The sequence below is a fragment of the Flavobacterium sp. genome (assembly GCF_023151265.1).
Taxonomy (GTDB): Bacteria; Bacteroidota; Bacteroidia; order Flavobacteriales; family Flavobacteriaceae; genus Flavobacterium.
This window is the reverse complement of the sequence record NZ_JAKLJH010000006.1, coordinates 1-17627: the sequence shown is the minus strand read 5'-3', so window position 1 is coordinate 17627 and position 17627 is coordinate 1. Positions and strand designations below refer to the sequence as shown.

Here is a 17627-nt window from a genome sequence, read left to right as displayed (position 1 = left end):
ATAATAAATCGAAATGAAACACTCAAAAGTAATAGACCTTTTAAACAGCACGAAAACATTACATGAAGTAACAGCAAAAGGTTGGGTTAGAACATTTAGAAACAATCAATTTATTGCGTTGAACGATGGTTCAACCATTCATAATATTCAGTGTGTCGTAGATTTTGAAAATACACCTGACGAAACCTTAAAAAGAATTACAACTGGAGCGGCTATTTGCGTTACTGGAACCTTGGCAGAAAGCCGTGGTGCTGGACAAAAAGTAGAGATTCAAGTAACGAAATTAGAAATTTTAGGCGATAGCGATGCGGAGAAATTCCCAATGCAACCTAAAAAACACTCATTAGAGTTTTTACGCGAAAATGCTCATTTACGTGTTAGAACCAATGCTTTTGGAGCAATTATGCGTGTGCGTTCAACGTTAGCGTTTGCAGTACATCAATATTTTCAAGAAAAAGGATTTTTCTATGTGAATACACCAATTATTACTGGTTCTGATGCTGAAGGTGCTGGAGAAATGTTCCAAGTAACTTCTTTACCAATTGACGGTTCGGCTCCAAGAAACGAAGACGGAAGCATCAACTATAAAGAAGATTTCTTCGGAAAACAAACCAATTTAACCGTTTCTGGACAATTAGAAGGAGAAACTTTTGCTATGGCTTTAGGTCAAATTTATACGTTTGGACCAACATTCCGTGCGGAGAATTCTAATACTTCTCGTCACTTGGCTGAGTTTTGGATGATTGAACCAGAAGTTGCTTTCAATGATTTAGCGGATAATATGGATTTGGCGGAAGATTTCATCAAATACGTTATCAAATATACCGTAGACAAATGTGGAGATGATTTAAAATTCTTAGAAGCAAGACTTTTAGAAGAAGAAAAGTCAAAACCACAAGCAGATAGAAGCGAAATGACGCTTTTAGAAAAATTAAGTTTTGTACTTGATAACAACTTTAAACGTGTTTCTTATACTGAAGCTATTGATATTTTAAAAGACTCAACTCCAAATAAAAAGAAAAAATTCCAATACATCATTAACGAATGGGGTGCTGATTTACAAAGTGAGCACGAACGTTTCTTAGTAGAAAAACACTTTAAATGTCCGGTAATTTTATTTGATTATCCAGCAAAAATTAAAGCATTTTACATGAGATTAAACGACAACACTGAGCCAGGAAAAGAAACCGTTAGAGCAATGGATATCTTATTCCCTGGAATTGGAGAAATCGTTGGAGGTTCGCAAAGAGAAGAGCGTTACGATGTATTAGTAGAAAAAATGAAAGCCTTAGGAATCGACGAAGAAGAACTTTGGTGGTATTTAGATACTAGAAGATTCGGTTCGGCTGTTCACTCAGGTTTTGGATTAGGTTTTGAAAGATTAGTGCTTTTTGTAACCGGAATGGGTAATATTAGAGACGTAATTCCTTTCCCAAGAACACCACAAAACGCAGAATTCTAAGAAAATATTTGTTTCAAGTTTCAAGTTTCAGGTTGTTTTTGTTAGGCAACTTGAAACTTGAAACCTTAAACTTTAAACAAAAAAAATGCTTAAACACAGTTTACAATTCAAATTATCTCAAAAATTATCGCCTCAACAAATTCAGTTGATGAAGTTAATTCAATTGCCTACGCAAGCATTTGAACAACGTCTTCAGGAAGAATTGGTGGAGAATCCTGCTTTGGAAGAAAGTAGCAAAGAAGATAATTACGATTTAGATGATTATGGAAGTGATACTGATGATTACGACGATTACGACAACGATCATATCGATACTGGTGACATCAACATTGACGAATATTTAAGCAATGATGAAACGCCGGATTACAAATACCAAACCAACAATTACAGCGATGATGATGAAGACAAAACGATGCCATTTGCGGCTCCAGTAAGTTTTCATCAAGATTTAATCAATCAGTTGAATACTTTTATTTTAACTGATGACGAGCGTGATATTGCTGAGTTTTTGGTGGGAAGTATCGACGACATGGGTTATATCAGACGCACAATTCAAGATATTGTTGATGATATGGCTTTCACTCAAGGCATTTATACTGATGAAACTACGGTTGAACGTATTTTACATTTGGTACAAGAATTAGAACCAGCAGGAGTTGGAGCACGTGATTTACAAGAATGTTTATTGTTGCAATTAAAACACAAAACACCATCGGATTCTGTCAATTTAGCTATTCAAGTAATTGAACAGCAATTTGAAGCTTTTACCAAAAAACACTACGATAAATTATTGCAAAAATTTGATGTTTCGCAACAACAACTTCGTAAAGCCATTGACGAAATCGAAAAACTAAATCCAAAACCAGGAGGAAGTTTCGACGGTAATCAAAAAATGGTAGAACACATTGTTCCTGATTTTACGATACGAATTGTTGATGGCGAATTAGAACTTTCGTTAAACGGAAGAAATGCGCCAGAATTGCACGTTTCTAAAGATTATCAGGAAATGTTACAGAGTTATAAAGACACTTCTGAAAAATCGAGTTCGCAGAAAGATGCGGTGCAATTTATCAAACAAAAATTAGATTCGGCAAAATGGTTTATTGATGCCATTAAACAGCGTCAGGAAACCTTATATGTAACCATGAATGCGATTATGTTTTATCAGCAAGAATACTTTTTAGAAGGAGAAGAAACGAAACTTCGCCCGATGATTTTAAAAGATATTGCCGATATGGTTGGTTTAGATATTTCAACAGTTTCTCGTGTAGCGAATAGCAAATATGTTGACACACCTTACGGTACGAAATTAATCAAAGAATTCTTTAGTGAATCAATGACAAATGATCAAGGTGAAGAAGTTTCAACTATCGAAATTAAAAATATTTTACAACAAGTTATTTCGGAAGAAGATAAGAGAAAACCTTTACCAGACGATCAATTAGCTGAAATTTTAAAGGAAAGAGGCTATCCAATTGCCAGAAGAACCATCGCAAAATATCGCGAGCAATTAGATATTCCAGTAGCGCGTTTGAGAAAGAAAATCTAACAGAGTATTATGGATTTAAAGAAAATATTACCTGTTTTTTCGTATATTTTTCATCCCATATTTGTTTCCATTTATGGTACTTTATTCTTCTTTTTAATTGCCAATTCCTTCTTTTATAACTCACAAATCATTGTAACGTTAATTCAAGTAACAATTCTTACTTTACTATTACCTTTATCGATGTATTTTTTATTTCGATCATTAGGAATTGTAAGTTCGTTTACCGAAGCAAGTATTAGTGAAAGAAAAATGCCAATAGCCGTTCAAGCGATTTTGTTATTTGTTTTGATAAAATTCAGCGTTTCGAGAGATACTGTTTCCGAATTATATTTCTTTTTTCTTGGCGGATTTTTAAGCAGTGTAATCGTGTTAGCGAGCGTTATTTTAAAATTCAAAGCAAGTTTACACATGATTGGAATTAGCGCTTTAACGTGCTTTATTTTTGGTTTGAGCATGTATTACCAAATGCCTTTTGTAAATCTTATTGCTTTTTGTATTGTTTGCATTGGTTTGGTTGCTTCTTCGCGCTTATACATGAAAGCACACACCTACACAGAACTTATTGCTGGAATTATTATTGGAGCTGGACCACAGGTGTTTTTTATCAGTATTGGTTATAAAATCAACACTTAACAAAAACAAACTTCTTATTATCTAAAGTAATATAAATACTAAATCCTTCTACATAGAAGAAAGAATGAACCTCTTCATCTGAATAATGATTAATTAAACTAAAATAAGGAGAAAGTACTTTTAGTTTATATTCATTATTTTTAATTTTTGTTATCTCAAACACTTTAGTTTTAAAGTATTTCTTTTTATCAATAACGACTTCTACAAGTCCATACTTTTCAATATACTTCTCAAAAACAATATCATTACTTGAAATTTTAAAAGTTATCAAATCAGGACCTGGGCTTTCATTTTGCCTTTCAAATTTCATATCCAATATACAATATTCAAGAGATTTAGAATTACTTAAATAAGCTATTGTAAATCCAGTTATAGTAATAAGTAGAAAACTAATTATAAAATTATAAATACTATTTCTTCTTAAAAACAATGAGAATGATTCTTTACGGCCGAAATATAACCATCTTAGAAAACCTCCTGGAACTTCTAATAAAATTTCTTTCAAAAATTCCAATATAAATTCAACAACTATCATAAAATATAAAACATCAAGCCAATTTTCAACGTAGTTACATCATTCTCTGTAGTGGTTTTATTTTTATCAAAAAAAGGATTCAAGCCATAATGAATATAAGCATTCCAGGTGTTAAATCCGAAAGTTAGATACGTTGCGTATTGAAATTTATTTAATAAATCATTGATGTTTTCAGTCCCAGAACCTAAATCTCCATCATATTTAAACTTTCCGTTTATCAAATAACTCGCCATAAATCCTCCGTAAATTCTCCAAAATTTATGACTGTCAGGTGTTGCATTACGCCATCGCAACTCTAAAGGGAAATCAACATAATGCAATATGATTCTACTTTTTACGATTTCAGTATCTGTACTATTAGAAATAGAAGAAAAATCGATATTCTGTTTCAAATCATTAAACGAATAACCAATACCTGGAGCAATAGCCCAATGTCTGTTTTCTGATATAGGAAAGTCTCTTAAAAACCCAGCAGATAATCCAGTTGAAAAAGAATACTGACTAAAATTGTCGGGTTTATTTTGAAGAAAATTATATGAAATAGAAACATAAAATTGATCTTCACGAAAAAGAGAATCAACAACAGGTTTTGTATCAGATTGAGAAAACCCAATTGAAACAAAAAATAGAAAAAAAAGGGATACTAATAATCGCATTATATTTTTTTATAAAAATAATAAAAAAAGGCACGCAATTGCGTACCTTTTTTAAGTTATAACATAAAAATACTATTCAACAGGATTTCCTTTTGCTGTTGTATAATTTACTTTTAATTGATCTATTTTACGCAATTCTAATTTAATAGCACCAACTAATCCCATTTTAACGTCCTTGTCGATTTTTAATGAGGCAGTTAGATATTTTTCATCTTCAGAGTTACGCTGAGCTCTTTCCGTTATAATAAAGTTTCTGATTTCTGAAGGCGATGCCATTTTATCAGCTAATTGAATACGATCTGAACCTCCAAGAGTAGCTCTGTAGCGCTCACTTGGTTTACCAGCGTAAATATACATTACATATTCTTTCTTATGTAATTTTGCAGTTTGATTTGCTTTTGGTAATGTATTTTCAATTTTTAAATCAGTATCTTTCATGGTAGTAGCCGTCATGAAGAAGAACAAAAGCATAAATACAATATCCGGTAAAGATGCTGTTGAAATTGCAGGAGTTCCCTCCGTATTTTTCTTTTTAAATTTAGACATACTTTCTTAATATTATATAATTATTTTTTTGGCTCTGCTTCTGAAAGTCTCATAGGAAATAATTCCTGAATCTTTTTTACTTTCGGCTCTAAATCTTCAACTAAACCTTCGGTAGCTTTAGAAGCTGGATCATTATAAATGTATTCCATTTCTGTAAAAGTCATACCATAACGCTTCTTACATTCTCTATCTCTTAAAAAGTTATATGCAGCAACAAGTTCATTTTGAACTGCAATATAAGTTTCATAAGTAGTTTGCCCATCATTATTTAATGAAATTACCGCATCACCAGGACTATCTGATGAGTTAGGATCTTTTTTTCCATTACAATAAGTACAAATACCTTTTCCATTATTTTCAAGAAAATCAATAGCAGTTTGTCTTAAGTCTTTGATGTCAACCAATTTTTCTTCTACAAGAAGTTGATTGTCTTTATTTACTAAAACTGTTAAAATATTTCTTTCATTAATAGGCGGAACAGGTGGGTTCTCTTCATAACGAGGTAAGAGTCTATTAATTCCTTGATCTACTCCAATTGTGGTAGTAACTAAAAAGAAAATTAAAAGTAAGAATGCAATATCTGCCATAGAACCAGCATTCACTTCTGGCGGTGCACCTCTTTTTTTACCCATGATTTATTATTTTTTAAATTTTGAAAATCCAGTCCAACCTAATACTGCTACTGAAACAAAAGCAAGTATATAAAAGGTATTCAAACTAGTACTAATTAATTTTGAAGAAAATGAAGAAATAACTCCACCATCTTTTAATTTAACCTCTGTACTGTCAGCAAGTATAAATGCAATTAATACAATTGCAGCAAACAATCCTACAGAAATAAGGGCTCTTCTTAATTGTTCTTTGTGTGTAATTAAGTTTTTAAATACAAAATACACTACTGAAAAGAAAGCAATCGCCATTGCTAAATAGGATACATATATAAAGTAATCTACAATATAAGAATTATTCTCCATTGAAATCTCCATACCTAATGCAGATACGAATAAAATAGAGGCAATAATACCAATTATAATTACTAAAATTTTTGAAATTTTGTATACGTTCATAACAACAATTTGTTAATGTATTATTTATTTAATTTCTCTTTGAAGTAATCAGACAACATATCAACTAAGCTGATAGAAGCATCTTCCATATCATTAACGATAGAGTCAATTTTAGCTGTAATATAGTTGTAGAATACTTGAAGAATCATCGCTACGATAAGACCAAATACCGTTGTTAATAACGCTACTTTAATACCTCCAGCTACTAATGATGGCTCCATAGATCCAGCTGACTCAATTTGGTCAAACGCAACAATCATACCAATTACCGTTCCTAAGAAACCTAACATCGGTGCAAGAGCGATAAATAAAGAAACCCAAGATACGTTTTTCTCTAATTGACCCATTTGAACACCACCGTAAGCAACGATAGATTTTTCAGCAGATTCTAAACCATGAGAAGAACGCTCTAAACCTTGATAATAGATAGACGCAACTGGACCAGCTGTGTTTTTAGCTACTTCTTTAGCAGCTTCAATTCCACCTGAGTTTAATGCTGATTCGATATCAGAAACGAATTTTTTAGTATTGATAGTTGAAAGGTTTAAATAGATAATTCTTTCAATAGCAATTGCTAAACCTAAAATTAAACACAATAATACTGGTGACATCCAAATTGGATCTCCTTCAATAAAACGTTTTTTCATTGATTGAGTAAAAGTAGCTTCTTCAGCTACAGCCTCGTCAGTTGTTGCTGTCGCCTCATCAGTTGTTGCTTCAGCTGAAGTAGTATCAGCAACTTGTTCTGTAGCAGGAGCTGCTGCTTGAGTTGAATCTTGAGCTTGAACATTTCCAAAAGTCATAAGCCCCGTGATTGCTAAAATAGAAAATAATCTTTTCATCGCTTTTGTTCTTAAAATTAATTAGTTAATTGGGTTTAAAGATATAAAAATATTTATAAAATTTTTAAAATTAATATCATTCTGCAGAGAGGAAGGGATTCGAACCCTCGATACCCTTGTGGAGTATACACACTTTCCAGGCGTGCGCCTTCGACCACTCGGCCACCTCTCTATCGAAACGACACTCGATTTTAAGGGTGCTAAATAACGCAAAAAATATCACGTATAAAAATTTTAAATGTTATTTTTAAAACATTTCTCCTCGAATTCCTGTTTCAAAAATGGTCTTAAACACATTATGAGACACATTTTGCCCTAAAAGATACATCAATTTTGTAATTGCTGCTTCAGTAGTAATGTCTTTACCAGATATAACACCTATGTTTTTCAATTGCGTACTGGTTTCATAATTTCCCATTGAAACACTACCTCCACTACATTGTGTAACGTTGATAATGTGAATATTATTGTGAATTGCTTGCTCTAAAATCTGCACAAACCAATCTTCTGTTGGAGCGTTTCCAGAACCATAGGTCTCTAAAACAATTCCTTTTAAATTAGGAATTGTAAAAAAAGCGGTTAAAACCTTCTGATTAATACCTGGGAAAATTTTTAAAATTGCCACATTATCATCAAAATCAGTATGTACTTTTAGCTTTTTAGTCGCTTTTTGTTTCAGAATAACGTCATAATTTACTTTCAAGTGCACACCAGATTCCGCTAGTTCAGGAAAATTAGGTGACGTAAAAGCATTAAAATGTTCGGCGCTGATTTTTGTAGTACGATTTCCTCTGTATAATTTGTATTCGAAATACAAACATACTTCTTGAATTACTGGTTTTTTATTTTCTTGAAGCGAAGCAACTTGAATTGCTGTGATTAAATTCTCTTTCGCATCCGTTCTTAAATCACCTATTGGCAATTGCGAACCCGTAAAAATCACTGGTTTTGCCAAGTCTTCTAACATAAAACTCAATGCAGAAGCGCTATACGACATCGTATCGGAACCATGTAAAACTACAAATCCATCAAATTTTGAATAATTTTCTTCTATAATATTGGCCATTTTTTGCCAATTAGAAATATTCATATTAGATGAATCAATAGGCACTTCAAACGAAATGGTTTCGATTTGACAATCTAATAAATGTAATTCGGGAATTCTGCTTAACAACTCATTAAAATCAAAAGCTTTCAAAGCTCCTGTTTCAAAATCTTTTACCATTCCGATGGTTCCACCGGTGTAGATTAAGAGTATTTTTGGTTTATGAGATGTCATCAGTGTATTTCAATTTATTCACAACTGGATTTGCGTACATCGCCAAAAACCCTTCTTTCATGGTTTCATTGTCGGCATCAATTCGCATTTCTAATCTTCTTTCAAACAATTGACGCTCTTTTTCGTTGTACAAATGTTCAAATCGAGTTGTTTTGTATAAAATATCGTAAGCAATAAAATTTGTTGGCCACAATTTATACGATTGCAAAATAGAATCGTCAATTACTTGTGCCAAAGCCTGAATTTGCTTGTTGTTGTTATCGTTTTCGGCAATAATTTTTTCGTATTCGTTTTCTAAAACATCACCTACATGAATATGAATACGTTTTTTTTGCCCGATGATTCCACTTAACAAAGTAATGAAATCTTCGTTTTTCTCCTTAATATATACTTCGTCTTTAGAAAGTGCAATTAATTGCGGCATTTTCAAAGCATCTGTTGGATCGTATTCATACGAAATAGAAACCGGAACAATTTTTAATTTTTTGAAAAAGTCCATAATTCTGGCTTCATCATTTGCCATTCCTACCATTTTCAGAACACCTTGATGGGTTGCATCGTTACCGTCTTTCGTTCTTCCTTCGCGTTGAGCAATCCAAACAGAACGATTTTCTTTTGACAATAAATGATACATGTATTCCGCCATCAACTTAGAACTTTGTAATAATTCTCTTGGCGATAAGCCACGTTGCACTAGGAAATTTCGGTTTAATTTTGATAGTTTCAACAAGAAATCTTTCTGTACCAAATTATCTCCAATAGCCGAAGCCGTCATTACCAAACCATGATCTATCAACGACACATTCAATAAAGAAGTATCTAAAATAATATCGCGGTGGTTGGAAATAAATAAGTACGAAGTATTTGGTTCTAATTTCTCAAAACCAGAAGTAGTAAGCCCTTCCGAACTTCTCTCTAAAACTCTTTGTATGGATTGATAAACAAAATTTACTTGGAAATCTCGAATAGAATGGGTTCTACTCAACTGCTCTTTCCAAACTTCATCTTCTAATTCTGGAAACGTAAAATCCATCATAGCCTTCATCATAGGATGATGCAACAAAGACTTTAAAGCTTCGTTTACTTCAGAATCATAATAAGGGCGAATAGAATCGAACTTTGTCATATTTATTTTGAAAACAATTCACAAAAGAACAAAAATTTTATGAATTGAAACTCTATTTTAGGTTAAATTCCGAAAATTTGTTTTGAATTTTCAGTAGTAATTCTTGCAATTTCTTCAACAGGTAACTGATAAATTTCGGCTAACTTTTGCGCTACCAATAAAGTATAACTGCTTTCATTTCGTTTTCCACGATATGGAACTGGTGCTAAATATGGCGAATCGGTTTCTAAAACGATGTGCTTCAAATCGATTTCATTTAAAAATTGGTCGATTTTTCCGTTTTTAAATGTGGCTACTCCTCCAATTCCTAATTTCATTCCTAACGAAATCGCTCTTTGGGCTTGACCCAAATCACCCGTAAAACAATGAAATATACCGAATAAATCATCCGATTTTTCACTTTCTAACACTTCGAAAACCTCATCAAAGGCATCACGACAATGAATATTGATGCCTAATTTGTACTTTTTTGCTAGTTGAATTTGGTGTTTGAAAGCATGTTGTTGTTCTTTCAAAAAGGTTTTATCCCAAAACAAATCGATACCGATTTCTCCAACCGCATAAAATTTTCTTGAAGCTAATTCTTTTTCTACATGCGCTAACTCTTCCAAATAATTTTCCTTCACATATGTTGGATGCAAACCCATCATTAGAAACACATTTTCGGGATATTGCTTTTCTAATTCGTACATTTTAGCTGTGTAATTAGAATCGATAGCAGGAACAAAAAAACGAGAAACGCCAGCATTAATGGCTCTTTGCATCATTTCGTTGCGATCTAAATCAAATTCTTCTGAATATAAATGCGAATGGGTATCGGTAAGTATCATTTGTTGATTGGGTTATAAAGTGGCAAAGTTACAAAGTTTGATTCAGAAATTTGATTTACTTTTGAAGTATGGAAGATTTACAAGACTTTTTAAAAGGAAAAAAATACAAAAAGATAAAATTTACGGTGCTGAAAACCCAGCATTTATTAATCAAAGGAAAGATAAATGGCGTAAAAGGTAACTTTATTTTAGACACCGGAGCGAGTAACAGTTGTGTAGGATTTGAAAGTATTGAACACTTCAAATTAGATGCACAATTTTCAGAAACAAAAGCGGCTGGTGCTGGCGCTACTGGAATTGAAACTCAATTGGCAAAAAATAACGAAATTCAATTAGGCAGATGGAAAAATAAAAAATTTCATCTGATTGTTTTTGATATGAGTCACGTAAATGATGCGCTTCGTCATTACAAAACCAAACCTGTTGATGGTATTATTGGTGCTGATATTTTACTAAAAGGAAAAGCTATTATTGATTATAGTAATCATTGTTTGTATTTGAAATAACTAGTTAGAATGGTTTTTCTTCAGTGTTCGGTAAGCTAAAATCGTGCTAATCAACATAAAAATTCCTCCCAAAATAAAGGGTGCTCCTGGAAATAAAAAAGGCGCTTCATCGTGAGTAAAATAATAAAAAACAGATGCCATCATCGGCGGACCTACGATTGAAGAAGCGCTCATTAAACTCGTTAAAGTTCCTTGAATTTCGCCTTGTTCTGATGGAGGTACTTGTTCAGAAACTACGGCTTGTAAGGCTGGTCCCGCAATTCCTCCTAAACAGTAGGGAATTAAGAAAACAAACATCATCCAACTTTCAGTTGCAAAAGCAAACAAGAACATTCCGATAGTATATAACGCTAATCCGAAATAAATACTTTTTACATTTCCGATTTTTGGATTGATCCAACGAATTAAACCTCCTTGAACAATTCCAACTAATAATCCAATGACTCCAAGGGAAATTCCTACCATTTTTTCCGTCCAATTAAATTGGTACATGGTAAAATAATTCCAGTTACTTTGTACCGCATGCGAACCTACATACAGAATGAAAATCGCTAATACTAATCCGATTAAATTAGGATATTTTTTCAGGTGTAACAAAGCGCCAACTGGATTTGCCCTTTTTAATTCAAATGGTCTTCTTTTATCTTTACTTAATGATTCAGGCAAAATAAAATAACCGTATAAAAAGTTTAGCATACACAAAATAGCGGCTGCAATAAAAGGAATTCTTGTTCCAAATTGTCCTAACAATCCTCCTAAAACTGGACCAATTATAAACCCTAATCCAAAAGCAGCTCCCATCAATCCAAAATTCTTAGCTCTGTTTTCGTGTGTACTTACATCGGCAATATAAGCAGAAGCTGTTGTGAAACTTGCTCCAGTAATTCCAGATAAAATTCTACCAATAAATAGCCAAGTAATTGTGGGCGCAAAGGCTAACAATAAAAAATCTAAAGAAAAGGCGAACAAAGAAGTTAACAATACGGGACGTCTTCCATACTTATCACTTAAATTTCCTATCACGGGCGCAAAAATAAATTGGGTAATCGCATAAGCGAAAGTTAACCAACCTCCATATTTCGCTGCTTCGCTAATATCGCCATTGATTAGTTCTTTGATTAAATTTGGGATTACAGGTATAATAATTCCCCAACCAATAACATCTAACAAAACGGTAATAAAGATGAAACCAACGGCTGCTTGCTTCTTAGATTTTTTCATAGCTTAATTTTGATTTACAAAGAAAAGAAAAATCCCAAACTCTATTGAAGTTTGGGATTTAATATTGTTTATTTCTTATTACTTAACTAATTTCAACCAAATGAAATCATTCCATCCTTCTATAAGTCTTGTAGGATCTTTCATTTTAGTTCTGTCTTGTTCTTCTATTGGAACAATTTTATTATTTTGAACCGTAAAATTGTAAACTCTTGGTTTTTTTTCATTTGAAAGTGTTACTTCAATTTTATAATTACCATCTTTTAAATCACTAAATTTTATCGCTTCTCCATTTGGTTTGTCGATTGGTCTTAATGCACAATTAAATTCTTTCCAATCAGCACGTTCAACAATTGCTACGTTTTTATTTGGATCGTATTGTTTTGCAAATGGTTTACCATCTTTAAACATTTTCAAAGTCCAATCTACACTTATGTTTGTTTTATTCGCATTAGAAGGATTTGGTTGTAATATTTCATGATTTAAATAAAATCCAAAGATTAAGTTTCCAGATTCTGCATGTTGCATAAATGCATAATTACTCCAAGGTCCACGAGTAACAAAAATTTCATTTGTTTTTGCATAAGGATCATCGCTTACTATTTTAGCTAATTCAAAATCAAAAGTATAAAACATTTTATCTCCTGCATAAAAATCTAATCTGTAATTTCCAACACCCCAATCTGTAATAAATGATTCTGACCATCCTACCCATTCACCATCACGTTGATAACGACTACTTGGCCAATTTAATTTTGTTTTTTTACCATCATCAAAAACTTGATCTCCTGAATATTCAAAATAATTCATGTATTGATTATCTTTATATATCTTAATTTTCAAATATCCAGATTGATCAGCGAAGGCATGAACTTCTTTACCGTCTGCCGTTTTATGAGGAATAAAAGTAGCTGTATAGTTATCAATTCTTCCTGTGCTACTTCCAGTTCCATAAAGTAACGAATTAAAAGTAATTGCTGGAGTTTGCTTAAAAGTATTCCAATCTAACTTTAATGCTGCAGGTTCACCTCCTTTTTTCTTTTTACCTCCTTTAGTAACTTCTTTCCCTTTTTCAACAACTTCTGATGCATCAGAAGCTTGATTTTTTGCTTTGCTAATTTTGTTTAATAGTTGTGCGTTACTACTACCAAATGACATTAGTAATAATCCAAATAATAATACTTGTTTCTTCATGTTAATGTTAAAGTTTTATGTTTATTTTTAAAATATAGAATTTACTCTTTCACAATTTTTACTGTTTTCACTTCATTGTTAGAAGTTACTTTCACCAAATAAGTTCCCGCAGCTAAATCTGCAATATCTATTGAAGTTTCGTTGCTGTTTACTGTTTTTGTAAAAACTTCTTGACCTAATAAATTGTTTATAGAAACAGTAGTAATTTCTTTATCTAATGAAAGGTTTAAAATGTCTTTTACAGGATTTGGATAAAGCTTCAAGTTTTTTATTGAGAATGATCCCACAGAAAGCATTTGGGTTGTAAACGAACCTCCAGAAGCCCAATCCGTTTGTGTGTTACCACAAATAGATTTTACCCAAAAATAATAAGTAGTGTTTGGTGTTAAATTATTCAAAACAGCAAAAGTATCTGTCGTTGTTCCTGTAATTGCATTTGCAGATAATGGGTCGTTTACAGTACTGTAACTATATAGATAGCCATTGCTCGGAGTAGGTGTAGCTTCTACCCATGCAATATTTACAACTGTTGCTGATTCAGGATCTGTAAATAACTGTGTAGGAGCGTTACATTGAGATTCTGGATATGTGGTAAATGAGCCTCCAGAAGCCCAATCCGTTTGCGTGTTATCACAAATAGATTTTACCCAAAAATAATAAGTAGTGTTTGGCGTTAAATTGGTTAAATTCGCATAAGTCTCTGTCGTTGTTCCTGTGATTACGTCATCTGCAAACGGATCGTTTACTGTACTGTAACAATAAACATAGCCATTGCTTGGTGTAGGTACACCTTCTATCCATGCAATAGTATTTGTTGTAGAGGTTAAACCATCGTAATATATTTGTGTTGGTGCATTACAACCAGATGCCGCAGGATATGTGGTAAACGAGCCTCCCGAAGCCCAATCCGTTTGTGTGTTACCACAGATAGATTTTACCCAAAAATAATAGGTAGTATTTGGCGCTAAATTGGTTAAATTCGCATAAGTCTCTGTTGTTGTTCCTGTGATTACGTCATCTGCAAACGGATCGTTTACAGTACTATAACAATAAACATAACCATTGCTCGGCGTAGGTGTAGCTTCTACCCATGCAATAGTATTCGTTGTCGAGGTTAAACCATCGTAATATATTTGTGTTGGTGCATTACAACCAGATGCTGGATATGTGGTAAACGAACCACCAGAAGCCCAATTAGATTGCGTAGCACCACAATTAGATTTTACCCAAAAATAATAAGTGGTGTTTGGTGATAAATTGTTTAATTCCGCATAAGTCTCCGTCGTTGTTCCTGTTATTGCATTTGCAGAAAAAGGATCGTTTACAGTACTATAACAATAAACATAGCCATTGCTTGGCGCAGGATTTGGTGCCGTCCATGCAATATTATTTGAAGTCGAAGTTAAACCATCATAAAATAGTTGCGTTGGAACATTACAAACTGAAATTGTGGCACATGTAATAGATCTTACTCTGTTTGTGTTTTGAGTTCCACAACTAGAATTGGCATTCAAATGGTATCTAACTACTCCAGAAGTTGTACCAGATAACCAAGTTAAAGGAGTTAAACCACTGGCTAAAACCGCTGTTCCTGTTGCATTAGTTATGGTAATAAAATCTGTGGAAACTGAACTTCTAAAAGTATATTGTTTATTTGACAATACATTTACATTTGAATATTCTCCTGCATAAGCATCTGCAACGATTTGTTCAGTACTTCCTGTACAAGCAGGTGTAAAAGTTGCATCAGGATATAATCCATAAATTGCACCGTTACAAGTTAATGCAGGTGGAGTAGTAAAACTACCTCCAGAAATCCACGTTCCAGTTGTAGCTCCACAGTTAGAGCGTACCCAGTAATAATAAGTAGTACCTGCCGCAACATTCAAATAGAGAGTAGTATTTAAATTAGTTGTGCTAAATAAAGTAGGAGTAGAATTTGCATTAGGAGCACTATTGGTTGTAACAATATAAATATCGTAATGAGATGAAGGCACTGGTGATGCCGCTGTCCAAGTCATTTTACAAGAATTGGATGTTATATTTGATACCACTAAATTTGAAGGTGGTACGCAGTTTGACGCATCAGCACATCGAATGTAGCGAGTTCTGTCTACTTGTTCGCTGCCACAATTAGCATTGGAATGAAGGTAATAACGAATAACACCTGTAGTACTTCCTGAATCCCATATTACAGGTTGTACTCCACTTGCATAAGTGACAGTTCCAGTTGCATTCGTAATTGTGATATAATCCGTTGTTACAGAACTTGAAAACGAATATTGTCTGTTTGCAATTACATTCACATTGCTGTATTCGCCTGCATAACTTTGACTGGTTAATGTCTGATAGTTTCCATTACAGTTTGGTGTAAAGGTACTTTCTGGAAATAATGTACCAGTAGTACATTGCGCAACGGCATTAGGAATGAAGTACAAAGATGCCAATAGGCAGAATAAAGTAATTGTTCTTTTCATATTTTCGGTCTTGATTTTATTTTACACCAAAACTATGAGATAAGAAGTACTAGACCAATATATATATTGGACTATTTATAAATAATCAGAAGATTGAAAAATATTTATTATGCTGATTGACAAATACTTAATTTGTATTTTCTAGTTTTTCAATATAATAATTAGGAGAAAGTCCGGTTTGCTTTTTAAAAACGCGAACAAGCGTATTGGCATCTTTATAACCCACTTCTTCTGCGATGGCTTGTAAAGTATATTTACGGAAATAAGGAGCATCTTTCAGCTTTTGAAGTACATAATGAATTCGTAATTCTTGAGTATATTCCGAAAAAGTTTTTTGCATTACCTGATTGAAATATTGGGATAAATAAGCCGTATTGGTATTTAGTTTTTTAGCCACAAAAGCCAACTTGAAGTTGGGATCTAAAAAAGTTTCCTTTTGCTCTAACTTTTTCAAACCTAAAGCAATTTTTTCAATAAGCTCTTCGTCGAGTGTTTGTTTTGGTTGCGGTTCGGTTTTATCAATTTGCAAAATACTAATTTCTGAAGTTTTAGATTCTTTTAGATCTTGAATAATCTTTAAAAATCGATAATGCTTTTCTTTCTGATTTTTGTAATAATAATAAAAACTATAAACCACTACGGCAAAAAGAATCAAAATACCAAAAAGTGAAATTTTAAAATAATTCTTAGAAGCTATAATGCTCTTAGATTCTTCCTTTATTATGTTTAAATCATAGTTGTGAAGAAAATTTAAAGATTTACTTTTTATTCCTTCTATTGATTGAATTAACTCTAAACTTTTTTGGGCGTAGCGATACGCATTTTTAGCATCATTTTTCTCATTATAACACTGTGTCATAATGTTATAAGTCATTAATAAATTTTCTTTGGAAACCTTAGTTATTTGATAACTTTCAACATATTTATTACAATAAAAAAGTGCCGAATCAACTTGTTTTAAATGATGAAAACAATCGGCCATTCCTAAATCAAACAACTGCTCTGTTCTTATATTATCCTGAATAATAGGATACTTTTTTCTCTTTCTATATAACGACAAAGATTTCTCGTAATTTCCTGCTAAGGCGGCACTTTTTGCCTCGCGCATGCTTAATAATGCTTTGGTATACTCAGGTTGAAAATTATCTTGCAACATCATTGTTGCTGCTACATTAAAATAATGATTTGCAGAATCTAACAACACGGTTTTCTTCGAATGAATATAATACTTTTGATAAGCTTCGCCAATAATATTATATTTATCTGCAAACAGTTTTTTGTTCATTACCTTTTTTTCACCTACTCCCAATTTTAAGTGATGAGAAGTTTTTAATTCTCTCTTTAACAAGGCAATTCCATTAACATAATCGCCCATAGCCACTTTTATAGAACCATATTGTTCGTTAAAATGATTATTAGGTACACTGTTTTTATGTTTGTCAAGATAAAACAATGCTAAGTCGTATTCTCCTAAATTTTTATGGATATAAAAAAGTTTGTTTACACACATTCCAAGCAAATCTTGATACACTTTGCTTGATTTATCCATCTTACTTTTTTCGATGCTATCAATAAGTATGATAAGCAGTTTCTTTGAATAAGTAAACTCGGATTTGTTATAAAAATAATTGGCTACGTAATATTTGCCATAAAAACGAAACAACTCGTTTTTAGAATTACTAATTTCTAATGCTTCTGTATACGCTT

The 17627-nt window shown here is 32.6% G+C and carries 17 protein-coding genes and 1 tRNA gene; 4 read left to right on the top strand and 14 right to left on the bottom strand.

Annotated elements, in window-relative coordinates:
- The first annotated feature begins 13 nt into the window (after nucleotides 1-13).
- The 3 genes from asnS to L6Q46_RS01155 all read left to right on the top strand — a co-directional run bounded on the left by asnS (nucleotide 14) and on the right by L6Q46_RS01155 (nucleotide 3644).
- On the top strand, nucleotides 14-1462 hold the full coding sequence (gene asnS / locus L6Q46_RS01165; protein WP_111566274.1) for an asparagine--tRNA ligase: 1449 nt from the start codon (nucleotides 14-16) through the stop codon (nucleotides 1460-1462).
- A gap of 85 nt (nucleotides 1463-1547) precedes the next feature.
- A complete protein-coding gene (gene rpoN / locus L6Q46_RS01160) occupies nucleotides 1548-3011 on the top strand; it encodes an RNA polymerase factor sigma-54 (RefSeq protein WP_291282743.1) in 1464 nt (487 codons plus the stop codon).
- 9 nt (nucleotides 3012-3020) lie between these two features.
- Entirely contained in the window at nucleotides 3021-3644 is a 624-nt protein-coding gene (locus tag L6Q46_RS01155; protein ID WP_291282742.1) for a hypothetical protein, read from the top strand.
- Here L6Q46_RS01155 and L6Q46_RS01150 read toward each other — a convergent pair.
- From L6Q46_RS01150 to L6Q46_RS01105, 10 genes are all read right to left on the bottom strand, one after another.
- Nucleotides 3634-4149: a hypothetical protein gene (locus tag L6Q46_RS01150; protein ID WP_291282741.1), complete on the bottom strand. Its 516-nt coding sequence runs from the start codon at nucleotides 4147-4149 to the stop codon at nucleotides 3634-3636. The two genes, L6Q46_RS01155 and L6Q46_RS01150, sit on opposite strands and share 11 nt — an antisense overlap.
- A gap of 26 nt (nucleotides 4150-4175) precedes the next feature.
- The gene (locus tag L6Q46_RS01145; RefSeq protein WP_291282740.1) at nucleotides 4176-4835 is read right to left on the bottom strand and encodes a porin family protein; all 660 of its coding nucleotides are present in this window, start codon (nucleotides 4833-4835) and stop codon (nucleotides 4176-4178) included.
- Nucleotides 4836-4907: 72 nt separating this feature from the next.
- Nucleotides 4908-5381 carry a biopolymer transporter ExbD gene (locus L6Q46_RS01140; RefSeq protein WP_111566278.1) on the bottom strand — a complete coding sequence of 158 codons (474 nt, stop codon included), beginning with the start codon at nucleotides 5379-5381 and terminating at the stop codon, nucleotides 4908-4910.
- Between the two features lie 20 nt (nucleotides 5382-5401).
- A complete protein-coding gene (locus L6Q46_RS01135; protein ID WP_181452341.1) occupies nucleotides 5402-6013 on the bottom strand; it encodes a biopolymer transporter ExbD in 612 nt (203 codons plus the stop codon).
- A 6-nt stretch (nucleotides 6014-6019) separates the two neighbouring features.
- Nucleotides 6020-6448 (bottom strand): hypothetical protein, encoded by a 429-nt coding sequence (locus tag L6Q46_RS01130; protein ID WP_111566280.1) that lies wholly within the window; start codon nucleotides 6446-6448, stop codon nucleotides 6020-6022.
- Between the two features lie 20 nt (nucleotides 6449-6468).
- Nucleotides 6469-7290 (bottom strand): MotA/TolQ/ExbB proton channel family protein, encoded by an 822-nt coding sequence (locus L6Q46_RS01125; protein WP_111566281.1) that lies wholly within the window; start codon nucleotides 7288-7290, stop codon nucleotides 6469-6471.
- An 84-nt stretch (nucleotides 7291-7374) separates the two neighbouring features.
- Nucleotides 7375-7462 (bottom strand) — tRNA-Ser (locus L6Q46_RS01120).
- 75 nt (nucleotides 7463-7537) lie between these two features.
- Nucleotides 7538-8569: an asparaginase gene (locus L6Q46_RS01115; protein ID WP_291282739.1), complete on the bottom strand. Its 1032-nt coding sequence runs from the start codon at nucleotides 8567-8569 to the stop codon at nucleotides 7538-7540.
- Nucleotides 8556-9695 (bottom strand): 1-acyl-sn-glycerol-3-phosphate acyltransferase, encoded by a 1140-nt coding sequence (locus tag L6Q46_RS01110; RefSeq protein ID WP_291282738.1) that lies wholly within the window; start codon nucleotides 9693-9695, stop codon nucleotides 8556-8558. The genes L6Q46_RS01115 and L6Q46_RS01110 overlap by 14 nt, the downstream gene beginning before the upstream one ends.
- 62 nt (nucleotides 9696-9757) lie before the next feature.
- Complete coding sequence (locus L6Q46_RS01105) at nucleotides 9758-10525, bottom strand: TatD family hydrolase (RefSeq protein WP_291282737.1); 768 nt, start codon at nucleotides 10523-10525, stop codon at nucleotides 9758-9760.
- 68 nt (nucleotides 10526-10593) lie between these two features.
- On the opposite strand from L6Q46_RS01105, the gene L6Q46_RS01100 reads away from it, so the two are divergent.
- Entirely contained in the window at nucleotides 10594-11031 is a 438-nt protein-coding gene (locus L6Q46_RS01100; RefSeq protein WP_291282736.1) for a retropepsin-like aspartic protease, read from the top strand.
- Here L6Q46_RS01100 and L6Q46_RS01095 read toward each other — a convergent pair whose 3' ends face one another.
- From L6Q46_RS01095 to L6Q46_RS01080, 4 genes are all read right to left on the bottom strand, one after another.
- Nucleotides 11032-12252 (bottom strand): TCR/Tet family MFS transporter, encoded by a 1221-nt coding sequence (locus L6Q46_RS01095; RefSeq protein ID WP_291282735.1) that lies wholly within the window; start codon nucleotides 12250-12252, stop codon nucleotides 11032-11034.
- Nucleotides 12253-12330: 78 nt separating this feature from the next.
- A complete protein-coding gene (locus L6Q46_RS01090) occupies nucleotides 12331-13443 on the bottom strand; it encodes a hypothetical protein (RefSeq protein ID WP_026724489.1) in 1113 nt (370 codons plus the stop codon).
- Nucleotides 13444-13484: 41 nt separating this feature from the next.
- The gene (locus L6Q46_RS01085; protein WP_291282734.1) at nucleotides 13485-15920 is read right to left on the bottom strand and encodes a fibronectin type III domain-containing protein; all 2436 of its coding nucleotides are present in this window, start codon (nucleotides 15918-15920) and stop codon (nucleotides 13485-13487) included.
- Nucleotides 15921-16047: 127 nt separating this feature from the next.
- Nucleotides 16048-17627: helix-turn-helix domain-containing protein (locus L6Q46_RS01080; RefSeq protein WP_291282733.1), on the bottom strand; the 1580-nt coding region annotated here is incomplete at its 5' end.

What these genes read in the sequence shown, in the direction of transcription:
- L6Q46_RS01095 (WP_291282735.1), bottom strand. Translation starts at nt 12,252, where the DNA reads ATGAAAAAATCTAAGAAGCAAGCAGCCGTTGGTTTCATCTTTATTACC.
- L6Q46_RS01135 (WP_181452341.1), bottom strand. Translation starts at nt 6,013, where the DNA reads ATGGGTAAAAAAAGAGGTGCACCGCCAGAAGTGAATGCTGGTTCTATG.
- L6Q46_RS01155 (WP_291282742.1), top strand. Translation starts at nt 3,021, where the DNA reads ATGGATTTAAAGAAAATATTACCTGTTTTTTCGTATATTTTTCATCCC.
- asnS (WP_111566274.1), top strand. Translation starts at nt 14, where the DNA reads ATGAAACACTCAAAAGTAATAGACCTTTTAAACAGCACGAAAACATTA.
- rpoN (WP_291282743.1), top strand. Translation starts at nt 1,548, where the DNA reads ATGCTTAAACACAGTTTACAATTCAAATTATCTCAAAAATTATCGCCT.
- L6Q46_RS01145 (WP_291282740.1), bottom strand. Translation starts at nt 4,835, where the DNA reads ATGCGATTATTAGTATCCCTTTTTTTTCTATTTTTTGTTTCAATTGGG.
- L6Q46_RS01125 (WP_111566281.1), bottom strand. Translation starts at nt 7,290, where the DNA reads ATGAAAAGATTATTTTCTATTTTAGCAATCACGGGGCTTATGACTTTT.
- L6Q46_RS01115 (WP_291282739.1), bottom strand. Translation starts at nt 8,569, where the DNA reads ATGACATCTCATAAACCAAAAATACTCTTAATCTACACCGGTGGAACC.
- L6Q46_RS01110 (WP_291282738.1), bottom strand. Translation starts at nt 9,695, where the DNA reads ATGACAAAGTTCGATTCTATTCGCCCTTATTATGATTCTGAAGTAAAC.
- L6Q46_RS01100 (WP_291282736.1), top strand. Translation starts at nt 10,594, where the DNA reads ATGGAAGATTTACAAGACTTTTTAAAAGGAAAAAAATACAAAAAGATA.
- L6Q46_RS01130 (WP_111566280.1), bottom strand. Translation starts at nt 6,448, where the DNA reads ATGAACGTATACAAAATTTCAAAAATTTTAGTAATTATAATTGGTATT.
- L6Q46_RS01090 (WP_026724489.1), bottom strand. Translation starts at nt 13,443, where the DNA reads ATGAAGAAACAAGTATTATTATTTGGATTATTACTAATGTCATTTGGT.
- L6Q46_RS01105 (WP_291282737.1), bottom strand. Translation starts at nt 10,525, where the DNA reads ATGATACTTACCGATACCCATTCGCATTTATATTCAGAAGAATTTGAT.
- L6Q46_RS01085 (WP_291282734.1), bottom strand. Translation starts at nt 15,920, where the DNA reads ATGAAAAGAACAATTACTTTATTCTGCCTATTGGCATCTTTGTACTTC.
- L6Q46_RS01140 (WP_111566278.1), bottom strand. Translation starts at nt 5,381, where the DNA reads ATGTCTAAATTTAAAAAGAAAAATACGGAGGGAACTCCTGCAATTTCA.